The organism is Salinimicrobium catena (genome assembly GCF_900102915.1).
In the GTDB taxonomy this organism is placed as follows: domain Bacteria; phylum Bacteroidota; class Bacteroidia; order Flavobacteriales; family Flavobacteriaceae; genus Salinimicrobium; species Salinimicrobium catena.
In genome coordinates, this window is sequence record NZ_FNGG01000002.1 from 12,495 (window position 1) to 32,625 (window position 20,131).

At 45.5% G+C, this 20,131-nt stretch carries 19 protein-coding genes; 4 read left to right on the plus strand and 15 right to left on the minus strand.

Annotated features, from left to right (window positions below; genetic code table 11):
- Positions 1-2 precede the first annotated feature (2 nt).
- The 3 genes from BLS64_RS04685 to BLS64_RS04695 are packed head-to-tail and all read right to left on the minus strand — an operon-like array spanning position 3 to position 1,997.
- On the minus strand, positions 3-536 hold the full coding sequence (locus tag BLS64_RS04685; protein ID WP_093112366.1) for an RsmD family RNA methyltransferase: 534 nt from the start codon (positions 534-536) through the stop codon (positions 3-5).
- On the minus strand, positions 533-1,363 hold the full coding sequence (locus tag BLS64_RS04690; protein ID WP_093112367.1) for a DUF3822 family protein: 831 nt from the start codon (positions 1,361-1,363) through the stop codon (positions 533-535). Before BLS64_RS04690 ends, BLS64_RS04685 begins: the two co-directional genes overlap by 4 nt.
- Positions 1,347-1,997, minus strand: a complete 651-nt coding sequence (locus BLS64_RS04695; protein WP_093112368.1) for a hypothetical protein — start codon at positions 1,995-1,997, stop codon at positions 1,347-1,349. The genes BLS64_RS04690 and BLS64_RS04695 overlap by 17 nt, the downstream gene beginning before the upstream one ends.
- 123 nt (positions 1,998-2,120) lie before the next feature.
- On the opposite strand from BLS64_RS04695, the gene BLS64_RS04700 reads away from it, so the two are divergent.
- From BLS64_RS04700 to BLS64_RS04710, 3 genes are all read left to right on the plus strand, one after another.
- Entirely contained in the window at positions 2,121-3,545 is a 1,425-nt protein-coding gene (locus tag BLS64_RS04700; protein WP_407690095.1) for an ATP-dependent DNA helicase, read from the plus strand.
- Positions 3,546-3,572: 27 nt separating this feature from the next.
- Positions 3,573-4,316 carry a 3-deoxy-manno-octulosonate cytidylyltransferase gene (gene kdsB / locus BLS64_RS04705; RefSeq protein WP_245693372.1) on the plus strand — a complete coding sequence of 248 codons (744 nt, stop codon included), beginning with the start codon at positions 3,573-3,575 and terminating at the stop codon, positions 4,314-4,316.
- A gap of 78 nt (positions 4,317-4,394) precedes the next feature.
- On the plus strand, positions 4,395-5,240 hold the full coding sequence (locus BLS64_RS04710; protein ID WP_093112370.1) for a DUF2911 domain-containing protein: 846 nt from the start codon (positions 4,395-4,397) through the stop codon (positions 5,238-5,240).
- Positions 5,241-5,285: 45 nt separating this feature from the next.
- On the opposite strand, the gene BLS64_RS04715 is transcribed toward BLS64_RS04710, so the two are convergent.
- The 8 genes from BLS64_RS04715 to BLS64_RS04750 all read right to left on the minus strand — a co-directional run bounded on the left by BLS64_RS04715 (position 5,286) and on the right by BLS64_RS04750 (position 13,336).
- Complete coding sequence (locus BLS64_RS04715) at positions 5,286-6,986, minus strand: sodium:solute symporter (RefSeq protein WP_093112371.1); 1,701 nt, start codon at positions 6,984-6,986, stop codon at positions 5,286-5,288.
- Positions 6,987-7,094: 108 nt separating this feature from the next.
- On the minus strand, positions 7,095-9,608 hold the full coding sequence (locus BLS64_RS04720) for a PIG-L family deacetylase (protein WP_093112925.1): 2,514 nt from the start codon (positions 9,606-9,608) through the stop codon (positions 7,095-7,097).
- 55 nt (positions 9,609-9,663) lie between these two features.
- Complete coding sequence (locus BLS64_RS04725; protein WP_093112372.1) at positions 9,664-10,203, minus strand: mechanosensitive ion channel domain-containing protein; 540 nt, start codon at positions 10,201-10,203, stop codon at positions 9,664-9,666.
- 36 nt (positions 10,204-10,239) lie between these two features.
- A complete protein-coding gene (locus BLS64_RS04730; RefSeq protein WP_093112373.1) occupies positions 10,240-10,827 on the minus strand; it encodes a Maf-like protein in 588 nt (195 codons plus the stop codon).
- Position 10,828: 1 nt separating this feature from the next.
- Positions 10,829-11,749 carry a geranylgeranylglycerol-phosphate geranylgeranyltransferase gene (locus tag BLS64_RS04735; RefSeq protein WP_093112374.1) on the minus strand — a complete coding sequence of 307 codons (921 nt, stop codon included), beginning with the start codon at positions 11,747-11,749 and terminating at the stop codon, positions 10,829-10,831.
- Between the two features lie 2 nt (positions 11,750-11,751).
- Positions 11,752-12,078, minus strand: coding sequence for a DMT family transporter (locus BLS64_RS04740; RefSeq protein ID WP_093112375.1), 327 nt, complete (start codon positions 12,076-12,078; stop codon positions 11,752-11,754).
- The gene (locus tag BLS64_RS04745; RefSeq protein ID WP_093112376.1) at positions 12,079-12,588 is read right to left on the minus strand and encodes a KdsC family phosphatase; all 510 of its coding nucleotides are present in this window, start codon (positions 12,586-12,588) and stop codon (positions 12,079-12,081) included. It lies immediately after the preceding gene.
- Positions 12,572-13,336, minus strand: a complete 765-nt coding sequence (locus BLS64_RS04750; RefSeq protein ID WP_093112377.1) for a Rossmann-like and DUF2520 domain-containing protein — start codon at positions 13,334-13,336, stop codon at positions 12,572-12,574. Before BLS64_RS04750 ends, BLS64_RS04745 begins: the two co-directional genes overlap by 17 nt.
- A 128-nt stretch (positions 13,337-13,464) precedes the next feature.
- Between BLS64_RS04750 and ccsA the strand changes: the two genes are divergently transcribed.
- Positions 13,465-16,755, plus strand: a complete 3,291-nt coding sequence (ccsA, locus tag BLS64_RS04755; protein ID WP_093112378.1) for a cytochrome c biogenesis protein — start codon at positions 13,465-13,467, stop codon at positions 16,753-16,755.
- A gap of 33 nt (positions 16,756-16,788) precedes the next feature.
- On the opposite strand, the gene BLS64_RS04760 is transcribed toward ccsA, so the two are convergent.
- The 4 genes from BLS64_RS04760 to BLS64_RS04775 form a co-directional block, all read right to left on the minus strand.
- On the minus strand, positions 16,789-17,643 hold the full coding sequence (locus tag BLS64_RS04760; protein WP_093112379.1) for a pirin family protein: 855 nt from the start codon (positions 17,641-17,643) through the stop codon (positions 16,789-16,791).
- A gap of 11 nt (positions 17,644-17,654) precedes the next feature.
- On the minus strand, positions 17,655-18,380 hold the full coding sequence (locus BLS64_RS04765) for an NYN domain-containing protein (RefSeq protein WP_093112380.1): 726 nt from the start codon (positions 18,378-18,380) through the stop codon (positions 17,655-17,657).
- A gap of 93 nt (positions 18,381-18,473) precedes the next feature.
- Entirely contained in the window at positions 18,474-19,370 is an 897-nt protein-coding gene (locus BLS64_RS04770; RefSeq protein WP_093112381.1) for a cation diffusion facilitator family transporter, read from the minus strand.
- 38 nt (positions 19,371-19,408) lie between these two features.
- Positions 19,409-20,128: a YebC/PmpR family DNA-binding transcriptional regulator gene (locus BLS64_RS04775; protein ID WP_093112382.1), complete on the minus strand. Its 720-nt coding sequence runs from the start codon at positions 20,126-20,128 to the stop codon at positions 19,409-19,411.
- Positions 20,129-20,131 lie beyond the last annotated feature (3 nt).

Here is a 20,131-nt window from a genome sequence, read left to right on the forward strand (position 1 = left end):
AGTTACTCAAAAAAACTGAAAACTGAATTACCGTATTTGCGGACTTCTGAAAAATGATCTAGCGAGGAAAGATCTATTTTCTTGTGGTGCTCAATGATAAGCGAACCACCTTCAAGCAGCAGCTCTCTTGAGAAAACGGTTTCCACAATTTGCTGTAGGCTATCCTCTTCAAAATTGTAAGGCGGATCGGCAAAAATGATATGGGCCTTTTCTCCCGTAGCTTTAAGGTACTTAAAAACATCACTTTTGACCGTCCTTATGGGGAGATCTAGCTCCTGTGAGATCTTATTGATGAACTTTACGCATTCAAAATGTCCGTCCACGGCGATAATCTCTTCTGCCCCTCGGGAAGCGAACTCATAGGAAATGTTTCCGGTGCCGCTAAAAAGGTCGATCACCTTTAAAGCTGAAAAATGGTACTGGTTGTTCAGGATGTTGAAAAGGGCTTCCTTGGCAAAATCGGTTGTAGGGCGTACGGGTAATTTTTTTGGTGCGATTATTCTCTTTCCCTTCAGGGTTCCTGAAACTATCCTCATGAAAATGCTTTTAGTAGGGTGTAGTGCATATAGCCTTTAGGAGGCTCCTGGTCAACTGCAAAAATATAACCAAAGCTGGTCTTGAGAAAACTTATATTTCTGATATAGCGGTAGGCGATCTGGTAATAATCTGAATTTGCCGTGATCTTTCCCACCAGAATAAGCTCAAATTCATTAGGGTCCAGCTCAAGCTGTTCTGCAGTAAATAATAGGTAATATATGAAATCTTCTTTTGTGTGGCAGGTAAAGGAATTAGTGAGCAGCAGCTGTCCTTTTTTGACCACCACGATGTCGTATCCTCGGGGGTAGCAGTTTACGAACACTTTGGTTTTTTGGTTTTCGGAAGTGCTCTCCTTAATGAAATTTTCGGCCAGGGTGGTAATGCAGTGCCTGTACTCGAATTCCCCGTATTTCTCAAAAAAGAAATTATTGATATTGGTGTAGGGGATATACACATTAACTATCCCGGCAGGCTCTATAAGATCGTGTGCGACATAATCGGTTTCCAGTATGCGGGTATTGAACTTCAGATAGTCTGATGCGTTCTTTTCATCAAAGAATTTTTGTGGCACCAGGGTATAAAGTTCATTAGAATACTGAACGATGACGTCAAAATCCCCGTCCTTTAGAAACTCCTCTTCGTAGTACAACTTCTCTATTTGCTGTAATACTCCCGAAGGATTTAATTTTCTGGGGAAGCTGATCTCTTTGAAAAAGATGATCTTTTTTTCGGGAGATGATAAGGCACAAAAAGAAAGTCCATTCAGGCTAACCTGAATGGACAATTTTATTTTTTGTGTATTTGGTTCCTTATTCTGCGTCCCCATACTTTAGTGGCCAGTTCCCGCTTGTATTGACCTCTTCCATAGAGCCAACGCTGATGAACGCTCCGTTCACATTATCAACAGATACCATTTCATTTTCTTGCAAGATCAGATCTCTGTCCTGGTCATTAAGAACTACAGCTTTGGCAACCTTGGCTTCAAAAACAGGAATTTGTGTACCGTTTTTGTCAATGGTGCCCGCGTCAAGTTCAAACTTGGCATTCACGCCTTTGATTGGAACATTCATCATGGTCTTGTAGCGGTTGCTGTTTTTGAAAAGGGAATCCTTAACCGATCTGTACCCAAGGGTATCGGTGATCACGATCTCCTTGTACTTGTCAACCCCGTATGTCTTCACGTATTCTTCATCAAGAACGGTGGAGTCACGTCTTTGGGTTAGAGTGAACTGCGCTGTATCTATAAAAGCCACCAGGCTGTCCCAGTTTCCTTCAAATCTTCCTGTAATGGTACGGTGAGCCAACTCGGCATCTCTGATATCTTTAAGGTTCTCGATAACCTTGGCGTATCTCTTTTCTTTAACTTTATTAAATTGAATTGGTTCGTAGATCGAATTAAATACCAGGTATCCCAGGAAAACAATCACAATCCAAAGAACTAACTGAATGACAAGTTTCATGCGTTGCAGTTTAAGTTTATTAAGTGTTCCCCGCAAATCTACAATTTTTTTTTATTCGTAAAAGTTTCTTCCGAAAAAAACCTTGCTATCTTTGGGCTTTGAGGAATTTGGTATATGGAGAGAATGACCGTAAAGTCTTTTTACGACTTATTGCTTGAGGATCTGAAATTTGACGCAAAGTTGAAGCAGGATATCGCTTTGCAGCAACTTTCTTCCTTTGTGGTCGATGAAAAAAAAGATTCTATTTTTTTGCTGAAGGGATACGCCGGAACGGGAAAAACCACCATCATTAGTTCTCTTGTCAAGAACCTTTGGAAAGTGAAAAAAAGCGGGGTGCTAATGGCTCCTACCGGAAGGGCTGCAAAGGTGATCTCCAACTATTCGGGCAGGGAAGCCTTTACCATTCATAAAAAGATCTATTTTCCGAAGAAAAAAGGAGGCGCGGGCGTGCAGTTCGTGTTGCAGCCCAACAAGCATCGTAACAGCATCTTTATAGTTGATGAAGCCTCCATGATCCCTGATGTGAACAACGACGCTAAAATGTTCGAGAACGGCTCTTTACTCGATGATCTAATTCAATATGTATATTCCGGTCATAAATGCCAGTTGGTGCTCATTGGAGATACCGCCCAGTTGCCGCCGGTCAAACTGGAAGTAAGCCCCGCGCTTGAAGAGCAAAAACTTCAGAACTCCTATTTAAAGGAGGTAATGCACATTGAGCTGGATGAAGTGGTGCGGCAAAGCGAGGAAAGCGACATTCTGTTGAATGCCACGCTAATTCGGGAAGCCTTGCGGGAAGAATTCTATGATTCGTTCAAATTTCAGCTTACTCAAAAGAAGGATGTGGTGAGGCTAATAGACGGTTATGAGATCATGGAAGCTATTGAAGATTCCTACCGCAACCTGGGGCACGAGGATACCACTATAATCGTAAGGTCCAATAAAAGGGCGAATTTGTATAACCAGCAAATACGTTCGCGGATTCTTTTTCAGGAGGAGGAGATATCGGCAGGCGATTACCTTATGGTTGTCAAAAACAACTATTTTTGGATTAAACCTAACAGTGAGGCCGGCTTCATTGCAAATGGCGATATTATAAAGGTGCTGGAGATCTTCGCGATAAAGGAGCTCTACGGTTTCAGGTTTGCCGAGATCAAAGCTCAGATGGTAGATTACCCGAATATGAACCCGATTGAGACAGTGGTGATGCTCGACACGCTGGAAAGCAACAATCCTTCCCTGACCTATGAAGAGTCGAACCAGCTTTATCAGGAAGTGATGAAAGATTACGAAGAGGAAAGGTCCAAATACAAGAAATTCCTGAAGGTGAAGAACAATAAGTATTTCAACGCCCTTCAAATCAAATTCTCTTACGCCATGACCTGTCATAAATCACAGGGTGGCCAATGGAACACGGTTTTTGTGGAACAGCCTTACCTGCCCAACGGCATTGACAAAGATTACCTGCGGTGGTTGTATACCGCGGTGACCCGGGCAAAAGATAAATTGTACCTGATAGGGTTCAAAGATGATTTTTTCGCCACCTGATCTTTCCTATTTCTAAACATGACATTTATGAATACTACTCCTTTAAAGATAATCGCCATGATCCCGGCCCGATATGCCGCCACCCGTTTTCCCGCCAAGCTCATGCAGGACCTTAACGGAAAGACCGTTATTCTGCGCACCTATGAAGCGGCCAAAAACACCGGATTATTTGAAGAAGTTTACGTAGTGACCGATAGCGATATCATCTATTCTGAGATTACTGAGAACGGGGGCAAAGCGATCATGAGCAAGAAGGAGCACCAGTGCGGAAGTGACCGCATCGCCGAAGCAGTGGAAGACATGGATGTAGATATCGTGGTTAACGTGCAGGGCGATGAACCTATGATAGATATGGGAAGTCTTGAAAAAGTACTGGATGTTTTCCGCGGACAAGATGCCGAAAAGATCGACCTGGCCTCGCTGAAGGCGCCCATAAAAGAATGGAAGGACGTCGAAAACCCGAACCACGTAAAAGTGGTTACCAATAAAGAGGACTTTGCACTCTATTTTTCCCGTTCGCCTATACCTTATCCAAGAGAGAAGGAAGCCGGGGTGACCTGGTTTAAGCACATAGGTATCTACGCTTTCCGCAAGCAGGCTTTGCTAGATTTTCAGAGGCTGCCAATGCTGGGACTTGAAGCTGCTGAAAAGATCGAAGCCATCAGGTATCTCGAATACGGGAAGAACATCAAAATGGTCGAAACCAATGTAAAAGGAGTGGGGATAGATACTCCTGAAGATCTTGAGCGGGCAAGACAGTTGTTTTCTTGATTTTTGACTCAGTCCTTTAAGAATCTAAAAATCTTTTGAATAATTATCTATATTTGGTTAAAACCAACTATAGATATTATGAAAAACATTGCTTTCTTCTTTTTTGCAGCCCTCTTCTGTGTTACTGTTAGCGGGCAGATCCAAACTCCGGTGCCAAGCCCTGCTGCTACTGTTGAACAACAGGTTGGGTTAACCAACTTCACCCTTAAATATTCCCGCCCGGCAATGAGAGGCCGTACCATCTTTGGTGATCTTGTGCCTTATGGGCAAAAGTGGAGAACCGGGGCCAACAACAATACCACCATTGCCTTTGATACAAAGGTTACGATCGCAGGTAAGGAACTAACAAAAGGGACTTATGCCATTTACACCATTCCCGACGAAAATGAATGGGAAGTGATCTTTTACACCGATACCAACAACTGGGGGCTTCCTCAGAACTGGGATGAGACAAAGGTGGCTTTAAAAACCACGGCCAAAGTTCAGGAGGTGCCAATTGAAGTAGAGAACTTCACTATCCTGTTCGATGACCTGCAGAATGATTCTGCACAACTGATCTTCGCCTGGGGAAACACTGTCGCAAATCTCAAGATCGACCTGCCAACAGACGAGATAGCGATGAAAAGTATTGACAAGATAATGAAAGGTCCCTCGGCCGGCGATTATTTTGCTGCAGCTGTTTATTTTCATGATGAGGAAAAAGACCTGCAAAAGGCTTATGAATGGATCACCAAAGCTGTAGAGATGGGTGATCCCGCAGCTTACTGGGTATTAAGGAGAAAATCTCTTATTGAAGCAGAACTTGGGAAGAAGGAGGAAGCTATAGCGACGGCTAAGAAATCTCTTGCTGCTGCTGAAAAGGCCGGAAACCAGGATTACGTAAAAATGAACAAAGAGTCCATTGAGGAGTGGGAAGGAAATTGATCCTTCTAAAAACATTGAAAAAGCGGCTTTTTGGAGCCGCTTTTTTTATGGAGCTTTCCTTGTGGTCAGCAAATTATTTTCTGAAGACTGCAGGATAAGAGCGATAGCTATAACCAGGCTGCATCCGGTAACATTCAGCCACAGGTATGGCATGATCTCCATAAAATAGATCCCAATTATGATCGCTTGCGTAATCAAAGCTGCAATGAACACTGCATGGCCTTTTACGTATTTTATGAAGAAGGCCAGCAAAAATATTCCCAGCACGTTTCCGTAGAAAATGGAACCAATAATGTTGACCAGCTGTATAAGGTTGTCAAAAAGGTCGGCGATGCTGGCTACCGCAATGGCAATGATGCCCCAGCCTAAAGTGAACCATTTTGATGCTTTTACGAAATGTGCTTCGGTACGCGGCCCTACATTCCTTTTATATAGATCAATAACTGTGGTTGAAGCCAATGCGTTAAGTTCAGACGCGGTAGAGGACATGGCTGCTGAAAGGATCACTGCCAGTAACAGGCCTATCAATCCTCTTGGCAGGTTGTTCAGGATAAAGTGAATAAAAACGTAATCCTTATCGTTCGTTTCCACGGTCTCATCGGCTTTGGAAATGATCTCCACAGCTTTTTCCCTGGTCTGGATCTCGGCATCGTTAAGGTCCAGCATCTCTTTTTGGAATTCCTCCTGTTTTCCTGCTGAAAAATCTTCGGCCCGGGCATATAAGAGTGTTTTTTGCTGTTTTTCAGTCTGTATCTTTTCCAGGTCTGCTTCCAGTTCCCGGTAATCTGAAGCCAGTTCAGATTGTGATACGGCCCTGGTCGCTGCCGGATTAAAATTCAGCGGAGAGTCATTGAACTGGTAGAAAACAAAGACCATTACTCCTACCAGTAAAATAAAGAACTGCATGGGTACTTTTAGGAGTCCGTTGAAAATGAGCCCCAACTGACTTTGCTGTACAGACCTTCCGGAGAGATAGCGCTGCACCTGGCTCTGGTCTGTCCCGAAGTAGGAAAGCGCCAGGAAAGTCCCGCCAATGATCCCGCTCCAAAAGGTGTACCTGTTGTCAAGATCCAGAGAGAAATCCAGGATGTCAAGCTTTCCGCTGCTTCCGGCGATCTCCAGTGCTTTTGTAAAACTTATCTCTTCAGGCAGATATTGGATAATGAGAATAAAAGCCGTGATCATTCCGAAGAAGATCACTGCCATTTGCTGTTTTTGGGTGACGTTCACAGCCTTTGTTCCACCTGAGACCGTGTATATGATCACCAGCACCCCAATGATGATGTTGAGGGTGGTGAGGTCCCATCCAAGCACGGCCGAAAGGATGATTGCGGGGGCAAAAATCGTGATCCCGGCAGAGAGTCCGCGCTGGGTAAGGAACAACAGTGCGGTGAGAATGCGGGTTTTTCGGTCAAAACGGGATTCGAGGTATTCGTAGGCCGTATAAACATTCAGGCGGTAATAGATGGGAATGAACACCAGGCAAATGATGATCATGGCAATGGGCAGTCCAAAATAGAACTGCACGAAGCCCATCCCGCTGTGAAAAGCCTGTCCCGGGGTGGAAAGGAAGGTGATGGCGCTTGCCTGCGTAGCCATTACTGATAGGCCTACAGTCCACCATTTTGCCTCATTTCCACCGCGGATATAATCCTGCACATCTTTGCTGCCACGGGTCTTGTATGCGCCGTAAGCAACTATAAAAACGAGGGTGCCTATAAGGACGATCCAGTCAATTAGCAGCATATCAGGCGAAATAGGTCATTAGCAGGTAAAAAAGGAAAATATACCCCGCATTGGCAAGGAGCACTATGGTATAAGATTTTTTCCAATGGTATTTCTCCGGAAGGCTCATTACTTCGAAGGTTTGGTTTGAGTTGCATTTTTAAGCGAAAGCATATTGGCGAAAAGCCTGAATGCTCCCGGTACCCCGGCAGGAAATTCCCTGAAAAAACTAAGGCCGGTGTAGATATAATTTCCTTTTCCATAAGGCGCGATCAAAAGACTGCCCTGTTTTGGAGCTTCACCCGTATCGTGCATGGAAAGCACCGGAGTGAACTCATACGACCACTCATTTGGAAAATAAAGGCCACGCTCCTGTACCCAGCCTTCAAAATCTTCAGAAGTGATCTTATTCGGGAAATTCAGAACGGGGTGATCTTCATTCAAAAACTCCACTTTTGCATCTTCATTAGTGACCCTGTCGTGAGACAATTGTAGCGGATAAGGCGCCAGATCCTTGGTGACCAGTCCGCGGCTGGTGTTGTACTGTACGATCAGATTTCCGCCGTCATGGACGTATTTGAACAATTCCGCGTTTTTTTGCTGTAAGGCATCCACCACATTGAAGGCCCTTATTCCCAATACAACCGCATCATACTTTTTCAAGGCGCCAGAAGAGATGTCTTGAGGAGTCAATAGATCTACGGTATATCCCATTTGCTCCAGGGCGCGGGGAACCGCGTCGCCGGCACCTTCAAGATAGCCTATTAATTTCCCATTTTTTTGAACATCCAGTTTTACCAGTTTGATTTCCGCAGGAAGAACTATCGTCTGCATTGGGATATGCTCGTAATCCAGCCTAACCACCTCTTTGGAGAATTCTTCAGAATCAACAATTGCTACCGGCTGCAGCAGCGCAGAATTCTGAAAATCGGGCGCTGTGACCTCAAAAGTGAAAGTTATTTCTTCTCCTTTTTGCAGTGGCCCAAAAGAGTAGGAGACAGGCTCGATCTTCCAGGATCTTAGCTGTTTTATTTTGAGGGTGCCCGTAACAGAGTCTTTCATCGCTCGCAGTCTTACCGGGACCATCTTGGGAGCGTGGTTTGCGAAGATGAGGACATCATCTGCAGTGGAGACAGATATTGGCGGCACGATCTCAAAAGGCTGGTAGGTCTCCCCTTTAACAGGATCATTCTTCTTGTACACAACATTTCTCCGGAAAGGTATATTTTGTCCATCTATTTGTACCTGAAATTCCACCTGCACTTGGCGCGGCGTTTCAGGGTGGCCGATAAGTTCAGGGGCTTCAACATGGTACATGCCCAGGCTTCCTTTTTTCTGAAGCCAGTAAGGGCTGGTGTATTCTGTTTCTTCCGGAATAACTGCGGAAACCTTTTCCAGCCAGGGCTCATTGTTCTGCAGAGGGTTTTTCAGCGCAACAGACCTTCCTGCCGGCAGGATCTTTACTTCGGAAAGTTGCATGTTTAAATCGCTGCGGTTGATCGCTTCCAGGTTGAGGTTGATCTCTTCTCCAGGAGTGGCCAGGGATTCTTCGGAAACCGCTTCCAGGTATAGCCCTGCACAGGCAGCAATGATCTCCGTGATCTCTGCGGATTTTATTTTTTTCCAGTGGGCATCCTTCAGCTTTAAAATTAGCGAATACGCTTTTACTAATTGAGGAACGCTAGCCGAAGGATCTTTAAAGTCGTAGTTTTCTTCGACATTTTTCAGGATCTGCCCGATCTCCTCACCGCCTTCCACTCGGCTCCAGGTGGTGTTGATCCCGGCAAAAAGCGCTTCGGAACCTTCGGGATGCTGTCCGCCTATCAATTCTATATATTCGGGAGTTTCCCCTCTTGTGCCTGTACTTCCAAACCCCTGCGACTGGTGCTGACTGCGGCTAAGGGAAGCGATCTCTGTATTGGACATGCCCTTTAAAGGATAGTACACCCCGGTATCCATTTCAAGAAAGTTGGATTTATCGGCGGCTTCAAATGCCTCCTGAGAATCATAGAACCAGGGAGAGGTATTGAAAAACAGCTTTTTTGGTTGCCAGGTTCCAAGACTTTGCGCCAGTTGCGGAAAAGCTTCCGATTCCCCGGCCAGTTTGAAAGCGCGCTGACTCAAAATGGCTGAAGACGTGTGGTGGCCGTGAGTTTCTCCCGCAGAATTTGCCTTGAAACGGTTGATAACAATATCGGGTTTGAAACTTCTGATGGTCCTTACCACATCTTTCAGGATCTCCTCCTCGTTCCAGATCTGCAGCGTTTCTTCAGGATTTTTAGAATAGCCAAAATCGTTTGCCCGGGTAAAGAATTGTTCTCCGCCATCGATCTTTCGGGCGGCGAGCAGTTCCTGGGTACGAATAATGCCAAGCATTTCCCGAAGCTGCGGCCCTATTAGATTTTGTCCGCCATCACCTCGAGTGAGCGATAAATAGGCGGTGCGGGCGTTGAGTTCGTTACTAAGATAGGAGATGAGGCGGGTGTTCTCATCATCGGGATGTGCGGCCACATAAAGGACAGAACCCAGGAAGTTCAGCTTTTTGATCTCCTGGAAAATTTCAGAAGAATTCCATTTTTCAGGCTGTTGTGCCTGTAACTGTGAAAAAACAATAAAAAGAAGAAGGCTTAAAACCTTTCGCATGATCATGGTCTTTGAAATCTCTCAAATATATAAAGATTCCCAATTTGAGCAGCCTTTATAGCGCATCTTTGCCTTCATCGGCCGAAGTCTCTTTGGCGACAAGGGATACTGCCTTTTGTAAAATGAGGTTATTAGGATAGGTTATCAGCTCTCCGTCAAGTGTGCGCAGGTGCAGGTGAAACGCCCTAATATCTTCTATGACCGCTTCAATAGGCAGGTCTTTATCATGTATCTTTATCCTGCTGCCTATTTTATACGGAAAAGAGAAAAAGAGGATGATCCCGGCCGTGATATTGCTCAAAATAGACCAGATAGCAAACATGGCCACCCCTATGATGGCAAAGACCGATGAAAATATCAAGGCGAGATCCTCTGCGCCGTAGCCCCAGGTGAGGGCCAGCAGGAAAATGGCGATGATGGTCACCAGAATGTTAATGTATTTGAACATCAACCTTATCCGGGTCACGTGAATCTCACTTTGCTTCCCAATGCGGTGTGCGGCCTTTTTCATGATGCTTTGAATGATCAACAGCACCAGGATTACTACGGCGGTATAAATGATCTGGTTGAGATTTTCCAGGAAGAGCTCTTTCATTTTCTAAACTTTAGGCAAAGATATCAAAAGATGGTGCTATTCTGCGATCTCTAATAGGGTTTGATAGACCAGGTGGGTGGGCAGCCCAACAACATTAAAATAACTGCCTTCAATATGTTCTACTCCAATTAGCCCTATCCATTCCTGTATCCCGTAAGCGCCTGCTTTGTCAAACGGCCGGTAGCGGTCTATATAATGCCTTATTTCGTCCTCTTCCAGGTTGCTGAAGGTTACCTTCGTAACTGCATGAACCGTTCTGATCTTTTCGGGAGTTTTGAAACAAACTGAAGTAATGACTTCATGGGTCTTTCCGCAGAGGGCTTTGATCATCTCCAGCGCCTGCGCCGGATCCTTCGGTTTTTCCAGGGCTTTGTTCTCTTGCCATACAATCGTATCACTGGTGATGAGGATGTCACCCGTATTAAGTTCCCCCTCAAAAGGAGCGGCCTTTAATTCAGCTAAGTAGTTGGTGATCTCTATTCCTTTAAGCTCTGAAGGGTATACTTCCTCAACCGGCTTCAGCCTTATCTCAAAATCGATCTCCAGCTCTTTAAAGAATTGCTGGCGGCGCGGTGAGCCGGAAGCGAGGATGATATGATGGTCTTTCAGTTTTTCCTGTAACATATTATAAGAGTATAAAGCGGTACAAGCCTACGGATATGAGTCCGGCGGCGAGTACCAGTTTTAACAGCAGGCTTAAATGATGGTACTGTTTTTTGCTTTCAGCCGAGGTGATCTTCACCAGGAAGTACAGCAAAGGCCCCACCACAAAGAGCAGAGCATATAGCAACGCAAGCCTGTTGTCATTGAGATAATTGTAAATATAGTAAAGAGCCCCGGCAAGCGGAAGCAGGGCCACCAGAAATATGATCTTGTTGGTCCTTTCCCTTCCCAGGATCACCGGCAGGGTCTGGTATCCCGCATTGTAATCTCCCCTGATGTCTTCCTGGTCCTTGACCATTTCCCGGAGGAAGTTCAGGAGAAAGGCGAAAATGGCATAATCTATCAGGATCGAAAAAATGACCTTTTGGGTCAGCCTGTTTTCCGGAGTGATCGCCGGCACCAGGTCAAAAATGCCAACCATCACGATGATCATGGCGACCATGATGCTTACTACCAGGTTGCCCACCAGCACGGTACTCTTTATCTGGGTCGCGTAAAAATAAAGAAAGGCAGAAGGCAAAATGAAAAGCGCGACAAATGAAGGCCTTCCTACCAGGTTTGCCAGGTAAAAACCAATTCCAACGCCAATAATATTAAATAAAAAGAACAGGTTGTAAGCTGTTTTTTCAGAAAAATGGGTGCCGATCACCAGTTTGTGAGGTTTATTGATCTTATCTGCCCTGCGATCGTAAAGGTCATTGATGATGTTTCCGGCGGCTGCCAGGCAGATCATGGATAATACCAGCAGACCGAAATCAAGGTCGCTCAGCGTCACATCTATTCCGAAGGGTTCAAAAAGATGATATTTTACCAGAGCTTGAGTGAGAATGATCATTATAAGGTTGGGGAACCTTATAAGCTGAAAGAAGGGCCTCCACTTCATGCTCAGGAAGAAACGAATTTTAGCCCTATGATGGAAGCGATGAGCGTAAAAAGAAAGAACAGTCTCCAGAAATGAACCGGTTCTTTGAACACAAGGATCCCGATCAATACAGTACCAAAAGCCCCGATTCCCGTCCACACCGCGTAGGCTGTACCTATAGGCAGGGCTTGAGTTACCTTGTAAAGCAGGGTCATGCTAATGGCGAGGCAAATAAAGAACCCGCCCATCCAGAGTATTGCTGTTGTTCCCGAAGTTTCCCGGGCTTTACCCAGACAGGTCGCGAATCCTACTTCAAAAAGTCCGGCGATTATGAGGAAAACCCAGTTCATCTAGTCCTCAAGCCATTTACCCTGGACTTTCATCACTTGCTCGATCACTTCCCTTACACAGCCTTTTCCCCCTTTTTTATGGGAGACATAGCGGGAAATTTCCTTGATCTCGGCAGCGGCATCCTGCGGGCAGCAGGGCAGTCCAACTTTTTGCATGGCATAGTAATCTGGAATATCGTCACCCATGTACAATACCTGCTCGGGCTTGATGTCGTAGATATCCAAAAATTCCTCCATTTGTTCTACCTTATCGGGGCAGCCCAGATAGATGTCGGTAAGGCCAAGTCCTTTAAGGCGGTGGCGAACTCCTTCATTGTACCCGCCCGAGATCACGCAGACCGTAAAACCCTGTTGCATGGCATGTTTCATGGCGAAGCCATCCTTGATGTTCATGGTCCTTAAAAGGTCACCATTGGTGCTTATTTGCAGGGAGCCGTCGGTGAGCACCCCGTCAACGTCAAAGATGAAAGTGGTGATCTGGGAGAGGAATTCTTTATAATTTTTTTCCATAGAAATTTTGGATTGCATGGGTAAGGGTTTGGTATATTTCTTTTTGATCAGGATCATTTAGTAACTCCAGGTGGGCTTCTATCGTAGAACCATCATGTCTTATGGCAGGACCCGTTTGCACTTCGGAAGGGGAGGAAGTCTTCACTTTATTCGCGGTTTCCTGAATGAGCGGTTGCAGGATCTCGAACGGCATCTCATTTTCCCGGCAAATATTCTCTCCAATAGTGTATAAATGGTTCGCAAAGTTGCAGACAAAAACTGCAGATAAATGCAGCTTTTTTCGCTGTGCCGAAGAGATCTCGTAAGCCTTGCCTGAAATTTCCCCTGCCAGAATCTTCAGTAGATCAAGGTCTTTTTGATCTTTCGCCTCCAGGCAAAAAGGGATTTCGCAGTAGTTGAGCTCTTTTTGTTTGGAAAAAGTTTGCAGCGGATAAAACACTCCGGCCCTGGTACAGGCATCAAGAGCAGCTAAAGACACAGCCCCAGAGGTGTGGGCGATAAGCCCCTCACGGTCTTTTAAAGCCCGAGAGATCTGCGGAATGACATCATCCTTCAGGGCAAGCAGGTAAACATCGGCTTTAAAGATCTCATCAAGAGAAGTGGTCACCGGCGTTTCCTTTTCAAATTCCGCCAGGCCATTTTCTGAATGGTTATACACCTGTACCACCTGCACTTTTTCCGAAGCAGAAAAAGCTCTGTAGAGGTGTGTGGCCACGTTCCCTGATCCCAAAAGTACAAGGTTGATCATGCGGCAAAATTATTAAAAAAAACCGGCACTCCTTCTGCTGCACCTTGTTTCCTGAAATTCCGGTCCTAAAAAAAACTTAAATCCTTAAAAATGCTTACTTTTGCAAGCGTTTTTAAACACAACTTTTCATGCAAAAAAGAATTGCCTCCATTCTCTTTTCCACCCGCTTAATGGCTGTTTTATTTGTGGTTTTTGCCGTAGCGCTGGGATTGGGAACGTTCATAGAAAGCTGGTACAGTACAGAAACCGCGAAGGTGTGGATCTACAATGCGCTGTGGTTCGAGGTCATCATGGCCTTTTTCGTGATCAACTTTGCCGGAAACATTAAACGCTACCAGCTTTATAAAAGAGAAAAATGGTCATCTCTTCTGTTGCACCTTGCCTTCCTGTTGATCTTGATAGGGGCTTTTGTGACACGTTACATTAGTTATGAAGGAATGATGCCAATTAGGGAAGGCGCTACAGAGAATACCTTCCTTTCAGAAAAGACCTTTTTAACCACTTACATGGATGGAGAGATCAATGGCCAGCCTCGAAGAAGAGTGGTAGAGAATGAGGTTCTGCTCGCTCCCGGGGCTTCGAACGAATTTGAATTCAACACAGATTATAACGGACAACCGGTAAAACTCGAGATCCTGGACTATATCCACGGGGCCGAGGAAGGTCTTGTAGAGGACCCTGAAGGTGAAAACTACCTGAAGATCGTGGAAGCCGGCGGGGGTGACCGTCATGATCATTACATTAAGGAAGGAGAAGTAACCAGTATCCACAATGTACTGTTCGCACTGAACAAACCTACTGAAGGTGCCATTAATATTATTTACGAAGATGGCGAGTATTCCATCTCCTCTCCGTTCGAAGGAACTTATATGCGCATGGCCGATCAGTTACAAGGAGAGGTCAAAAAAGATACTACCCAAACCCTGATGCTGCGTTCTCTTTATAACATGGCCGGGATGCAGTTCGTATTGCCCGATCCTGTAGTTAAAGGAGTTTATGACATCATTCCAACCGAAGAAAAGACAGACGGGCAGCAGGATGCAGCCATAGTACGGGTGACGACCAAAGGTGAGTCTGAGACCGTTAAATTACTGGGCGGCCAGGGAAGGATCAATGATTTTGAAAAACTGGAACTCGGCGGACTCGAGCTCTACGTGCGTTACGGATCCAAAGCATATGAGCTTCCTTTTGCCATTAAGCTGAACGATTTCATCGCTGCAAAATATCCGGGAACAGAGAAAAGCTATTCTTCCTTCAAAAGTAAAGTTACGGTGATCGATGAGGCCAAGACCTTTGATTACGAGATCTTCATGAACCATGTGCTAGACCACAAAGGATATCGTTTTTTCCAGGCTTCTTTTGATCCCGATGAGAAAGGGACCGTGCTTTCGGTTAACCATGATTTCTGGGGAACCTGGATCACTTACATTGGTTACACCTTATTATACATTGGGCTGATCTGGATTCTTTTTGACCGCGGTTCGCGCTTTGGACAACTTGGAAAAATGCTTAAAAAAGTGAAGAAAAAGAAAGCAAAACTTGCTGCCCTTGTGGTGGTGTTCTTTATTTCTGCTTCAGGTTTTGCACAGTACGCACCGGCAGGACAGGAGCAAGAGACAGAAACTCATTCCCAGGACGACGGGCATGATCATGCTTCCGAAGAAGAAGCACATGAACATGAAAATGCTTCCTTCACCATTCCAAAGCAACGTATTGATTCCATCATTAAGGCCAATGTGGTCACTAAGGAGCATGCGGCCAAGTTCGGGGAACTGGTTGTACAGGATGCCGGAGGTAGAATGAAGCCTGTGAACACGTATTCATCGGAATTGCTTCGGAAGCTGAGCAAAAGTGCCGAATACGAAGGGCTGTCTCCAGACCAGGTCATCATTTCCATGACCGAGAATCCTACCATGTGGTACAACGTGCCGCTCATCAATGTGAAGCGTGGCAACGACAGTATCAGGCATATTGCGGGAGTGCCCGAAGATCAGAAATATATCGCGCTTACCAGCTTTTTTGATACCAGCGGGAACTACAAACTAAGTCCTTACCTGGAAAGCGCTTATCAGGCAGCTGTTCCAAACCAGTTTCAGAAGGACTTTATAGAGACAGATCGACGGGTAAACCTGTTGTACAATGCGCTGCAGGGGAAGATCTTGAGAATTTTCCCTATTCCGGAGCATGAGAACAATAAATGGGTTTCTTTCCCTGAAGCTGCCGAAGCCGGTTTCAAAGGAATGGATTCTGTATACACCAGGCAGATCCTGCCCATGTACTTTGGTGCGCTGCGTACGGCCAAGGAAACCGGAGATTATGCCCAGGCAAATGAGTTGCTGGAAAGCATCAAAGGTTTCCAGAGAAAGTTCGGGAGCGAAGTAATTCCGTCAAAACAAAAGATACGTACAGAGATCCTGTACAATAAATACGATATTTTCAGGAACCTGTTCTGGATGTACATGCTGGCAGGGGTGCTCATGCTCATCTTTGTGCTCTTCCAGATATTCAAGGACAACAAGATCATTGGTTCTTTAATAAAGGTGAGTAAAATAGCTATCATAGTTCTGTTCTTGCTTCATACCGCCGGTCTTATTGCCCGCTGGTATATTTCGGGACACGCCCCCTGGAGTGATGCCTATGAATCCATGATTTATGTGGCCTGGGCTACTATGCTGTTCGGGATCTTCTTCGGAAGAAAGAGTGATCTTACCCTGGCCTCGACAGCCTTTGTAACTTCAATGATCCTGATGATCTCCCACTGGAACTGGATGGATCCTTCTATTGCGAACCTGCAGCCTGTATTGGACTCCTACTGGCTGATGATCCACGTTTCCATCATTGTGGGAAGTTATGGGCCGTTCACCCTGGGAATGATCCTGGGAGCCGTGGCCTTGATCCTCATGATCCTTACCACCAAGAAGAACAAGAAGAAGATGGATCTTACCATCAAGGAGATCACCATCATTACCGAAATGGCATTGACAGTAGGATTGGTAATGCTTACCATCGGGAACTTCCTTGGAGGGCAGTGGGCCAATGAAAGCTGGGGACGTTACTGGGGCTGGGATCCTAAAGAAACCTGGGCTTTGGTAAGTATCATGGTTTACGCCTTCGTGATCCATATGAGGCTCGTACCCGGTTTGCGCAGCCGATGGTTGTTCAACTTCATGGCCGTAGTTTCTTTCGCGAGTATTATGATGACCTATTTTGGAGTGAATTTCTACCTTTCCGGATTGCATTCATACGCCAGCGGAGATAAGGTGATCACCCCGGACTTTGTTTACTATTCCGTGGCAATAGTGGCACTTTTAGGACTGATCTCTTATTTAAGATTTACCAAATATTACAAAAAGGGAAACCGAAACAGGCTTACCGATAAGTTTCTGCAGAAGAAACCCAAAAAGAAGAATAAAGTATAAAATAGAGATCCTGCCTTTTTAGGCAGGATTTTTTTAATGGTTAGGATCTCCCATCTTTCCCTGGTGGTAATCCTCGTATGCCTGATTGATCTCTTCCATGGTGTTCATCACAAAAGGCCCCTGGGCTACCACTGGTTCGTTGAAAGGTTCTGCGTGTCCGAAGAGTACCACGCTTTCTGAAAGTGCTTCTAAGCGAAGGTTTTTATCATCATTATTGAATTCTGCCAGGTGCAGGGCCTGTATGATCTCTCCGTTGACCTTGATCTCGCCCTTGATCACGTAACACAGAATATTGTGCGTAACCGGAACTTCAGTTTTAAAAACTCCTTCAGGTTTAAAAAAGAGCGTGCTTAGGTGAACTTCGGTTAGGGTGTTGAAGGCGCCTTTTGTGCCGTTCAATTCTCCCGAAATGACCTGAGCCTTTACCTTGTCATCATCTGTTGAGAGCTGAGGTATTTCCTCTTTTTTCAAGCCGCGGTATTCGGGTTTGGTCATTTTTAGCCTTGCCGGTAAATTCACCCATAACTGAAGGATCTCCAGCGGGCCTCCCTCTGTTTTGAATTTTTCTGAAGACACTTCAGAATGAATTAAGCCGCTGCCCGCGGTCATCCACTGTACGCCACCGCTTTCAATAACGCTGTCATTGCCACCCGAATCTTTATGGGCAATATCCCCTTCCAGAATAAAGGTGACGGTCTCCATTCCCCGGTGCGGGTGCGGCCCGAATGGCAATCCGTTGTTCCCGGGCTCGTATTTTTGAGGACCGTGATGGTTCAGGAACAAAAACGGGTCTATCCTCCTTACACTTCTGGTAGGCATGGGAGAGTAGGTGATAAGATCGGCGATTGGCCGATATTCAGCCTTGTGAATATTCTTTATAGTCCTCATAGTAAATTCCTTTAATCTTTATTCCTCACGTATATGAGCTTGTATTTTCCGCGTTGGTTTTCCCTTGACTCGATCTCGAACTTATCGATGGAATTGATCATGGGGGTAAGTTTCTGATACCCATAATTCCGGGAATCGAAATTCGGTTGTTTTTTCTGAAGCAAACTTCCCACATCTCCCAGAAATGCCCAGCCGTCATCATCGGCAACATCAGAGATGGTAGATGCTATCAGCTTAACCACCTTTGGAGTGATCTTGTCGTATTCGTTCTTTTTGGTCTCTTTTTCCTTACTGCTCTCTTTGGCCTGGTTCTTCAGGATCTCAATGTAAATGAACCTGTCGCAGGCCACGATGAATGGATCCGGAGTCTTTTTCTCGCCAATACCTATTACGTTCATGCCTGCTTCCCGTAGGCGGGTTGCCAGCCTGGTAAAATCACTGTCGCTGGAAACAAGGCAAAATCCGTTTACTTTTCCCGAGTAGAGTATGTCCATGGCATCGATGATCATGGCAGAATCTGTTGCGTTCTTTCCCTGAGTGTAGCCGTACTGCTGAATAGGGGTTACTGCATTTTCCAGCAGTACGTTCTTCCATTTTGCGAGATGCGGCTTGGTCCAGTCCCCATAAATTCGTTTTATGGTGGGGTTTCCATATTTTGCGATCTCTTCCATCATTTCCTTCACATAAGCTGAAGGAATATTATCTCCGTCGATTAGAACGGCTAATTTTACGTCCATTAAATTCTTATTCTTAATTCTTTTTAAAGATAGAAAATTGGCGCGGCCCTGGAGAAAAGCCCCTGCAGATTATCATTTTTTTATGAAATGGGGCTAGTCTTTCCTGGTCTCTTCCAGGTTGTGCGGTTCTACGTGGATCAGAATATCGGCGATATCAGGAAGTTCCTCCAGTAAGGTGTTCTTCAGGTCATGAGCAATCTCGTGGCCTTTGTTCACGGTAAGCTCCCCGTCCACTACCACGTGCAGGTCTACATGAAAAGTCATCCCGGTCTTGCGTACAAAACATTTTTCGGTTTCTATCACGCCGGGAACCCGTTTTGAGATCTCCCTGATTTCTTCAATTAGATCATCATATAAATGCTCGTCCATGATCTCTCCCAGGGCGGGCCGCATGATGAGGTAAGCGTTAAAAAGGATGAAGCCCGAAGCGAAAAGGGCTGCCCAGTCATCGGCTGTTTCATAGCCTTTACCCATTACCAGCGCTATTGAAATTCCAACGAAGGCCAAAAGTGAAGTAATGGCATCACTGCGATGGTGCCAGGCATCGGCTTTTAAAGAAGTGCTTTTTGTCTCGTCACTTTTTTTATTGATGAACCTATAGAAAACTTCCTTGATGATGATGATCGCTCCCAATACGAGTAAAGTGTAGGGCTTGGGAACTTTGTGTGGCGTCTGGATATTTTCTATGCTCTCTATAACAATTATTGTAGCCGAAACTACAAGAAATCCTACGACGGCAAAGGTGACCAGCGGCTCCACCCGGCCATGGCCGTATGGGTGGTTCTCATCTGCAGGCCGGGCAGAATATCTCAATCCCAGAAGCACCAGGAGGCTGGCAAAAACATCGGTGGTAGATTCAATGGCATCTGCGATAAGCGCATAAGAATTTCCGAAAAAACCCGTGACTCCCTTGACAATAGCCAGGGCGGCATTGCCAAAAATGCTGAAATAAGACGCCTTTATGGCACTTTGGTGTTTTTCGTTCTGCATTAGAAAATTAAAGGCCGGTTTTGCCGGCCTTTGTTGTTTTATTCTTCTGTTTCTTCCATGGTGTGATATACATTCTGTACATCATCGTCTTCTTCAAGTTTTTCCAGGAGCTTCTCCACATCGGCCGCATCCTCGGGAGATAGTTTTTTGGTCACCTGCGGAATACGCTCAAATCCTGAAGAGATGATCTCTATACCGCGGCTTTCCAGTTCTTTCTGAAGCGCTCCGAAAGCTTCGAATGGGGCATAGATCAAAATGCCATCTTCGTCCTCAAAAACCTCTTCGGCTCCAAAATCAATGAGTTCCAGTTCCAGTTCTTCGGCGTCAACGCCTTCTGAAGCTATTCTGAAATTACAGGTATGGTCAAACATGAATTCCACAGAGCCTGAAGTTCCCAGGTTTCCGTCACATTTGTTGAAGTAGGAACGAATGTTTGCCACGGTGCGGTTGTTATTATCTGTAGCTGTTTCTACCAGCACAGCGATCCCGTGCGGAGCGTATCCTTCAAACAGCACGACTTTGTACTCTCCCTGGCTTTTATCTGAAGCTCTTTTTATGGCCCGCTCGATATTATCTTTGGGCATGTTGACACTCTTGGCGTTTTGTATCACAGCCCGAAGCCTTGCATTGGTGTCGGGATCTGGTCCGCCTTCCTTGACGGCCATTACAATATCTTTTCCTATGCGGGTAAAAGCCTTGGCCATAGCCGACCAACGCTTCATTTTACGCGCTTTTCTGAATTCGAATGCTCTTCCCATTAG

Excerpts from the sequence above, each read along its gene's own strand:
- BLS64_RS04685 (WP_093112366.1), bottom strand. The coding sequence starts at position 536 with ATGAGGATAGTTTCAGGAACCCTGAAGGGAAAGAGAATAATCGCACCA.
- BLS64_RS04690 (WP_093112367.1), bottom strand. The coding sequence starts at position 1,363 with ATGGGGACGCAGAATAAGGAACCAAATACACAAAAAATAAAATTGTCC.
- BLS64_RS04695 (WP_093112368.1), bottom strand. The coding sequence starts at position 1,997 with ATGAAACTTGTCATTCAGTTAGTTCTTTGGATTGTGATTGTTTTCCTG.
- BLS64_RS04700 (WP_407690095.1), top strand. The coding sequence starts at position 2,121 with ATGACCGTAAAGTCTTTTTACGACTTATTGCTTGAGGATCTGAAATTT.
- kdsB (WP_245693372.1), top strand. The coding sequence starts at position 3,573 with ATGAATACTACTCCTTTAAAGATAATCGCCATGATCCCGGCCCGATAT.
- BLS64_RS04710 (WP_093112370.1), top strand. The coding sequence starts at position 4,395 with ATGAAAAACATTGCTTTCTTCTTTTTTGCAGCCCTCTTCTGTGTTACT.
- BLS64_RS04715 (WP_093112371.1), bottom strand. The coding sequence starts at position 6,986 with ATGCTGCTAATTGACTGGATCGTCCTTATAGGCACCCTCGTTTTTATA.
- BLS64_RS04720 (WP_093112925.1), bottom strand. The coding sequence starts at position 9,608 with ATGCGAAAGGTTTTAAGCCTTCTTCTTTTTATTGTTTTTTCACAGTTA.
- BLS64_RS04725 (WP_093112372.1), bottom strand. The coding sequence starts at position 10,203 with ATGAAAGAGCTCTTCCTGGAAAATCTCAACCAGATCATTTATACCGCC.
- BLS64_RS04730 (WP_093112373.1), bottom strand. The coding sequence starts at position 10,827 with ATGTTACAGGAAAAACTGAAAGACCATCATATCATCCTCGCTTCCGGC.
- BLS64_RS04735 (WP_093112374.1), bottom strand. The coding sequence starts at position 11,749 with ATGAAGTGGAGGCCCTTCTTTCAGCTTATAAGGTTCCCCAACCTTATA.
- BLS64_RS04740 (WP_093112375.1), bottom strand. The coding sequence starts at position 12,078 with ATGAACTGGGTTTTCCTCATAATCGCCGGACTTTTTGAAGTAGGATTC.
- BLS64_RS04745 (WP_093112376.1), bottom strand. The coding sequence starts at position 12,588 with ATGGAAAAAAATTATAAAGAATTCCTCTCCCAGATCACCACTTTCATC.
- BLS64_RS04750 (WP_093112377.1), bottom strand. The coding sequence starts at position 13,336 with ATGATCAACCTTGTACTTTTGGGATCAGGGAACGTGGCCACACACCTC.
- ccsA (WP_093112378.1), top strand. The coding sequence starts at position 13,465 with ATGCAAAAAAGAATTGCCTCCATTCTCTTTTCCACCCGCTTAATGGCT.
- BLS64_RS04760 (WP_093112379.1), bottom strand. The coding sequence starts at position 17,643 with ATGAGGACTATAAAGAATATTCACAAGGCTGAATATCGGCCAATCGCC.
- BLS64_RS04765 (WP_093112380.1), bottom strand. The coding sequence starts at position 18,380 with ATGGACGTAAAATTAGCCGTTCTAATCGACGGAGATAATATTCCTTCA.
- BLS64_RS04770 (WP_093112381.1), bottom strand. The coding sequence starts at position 19,370 with ATGCAGAACGAAAAACACCAAAGTGCCATAAAGGCGTCTTATTTCAGC.
- BLS64_RS04775 (WP_093112382.1), bottom strand. The coding sequence starts at position 20,128 with ATGGGAAGAGCATTCGAATTCAGAAAAGCGCGTAAAATGAAGCGTTGG.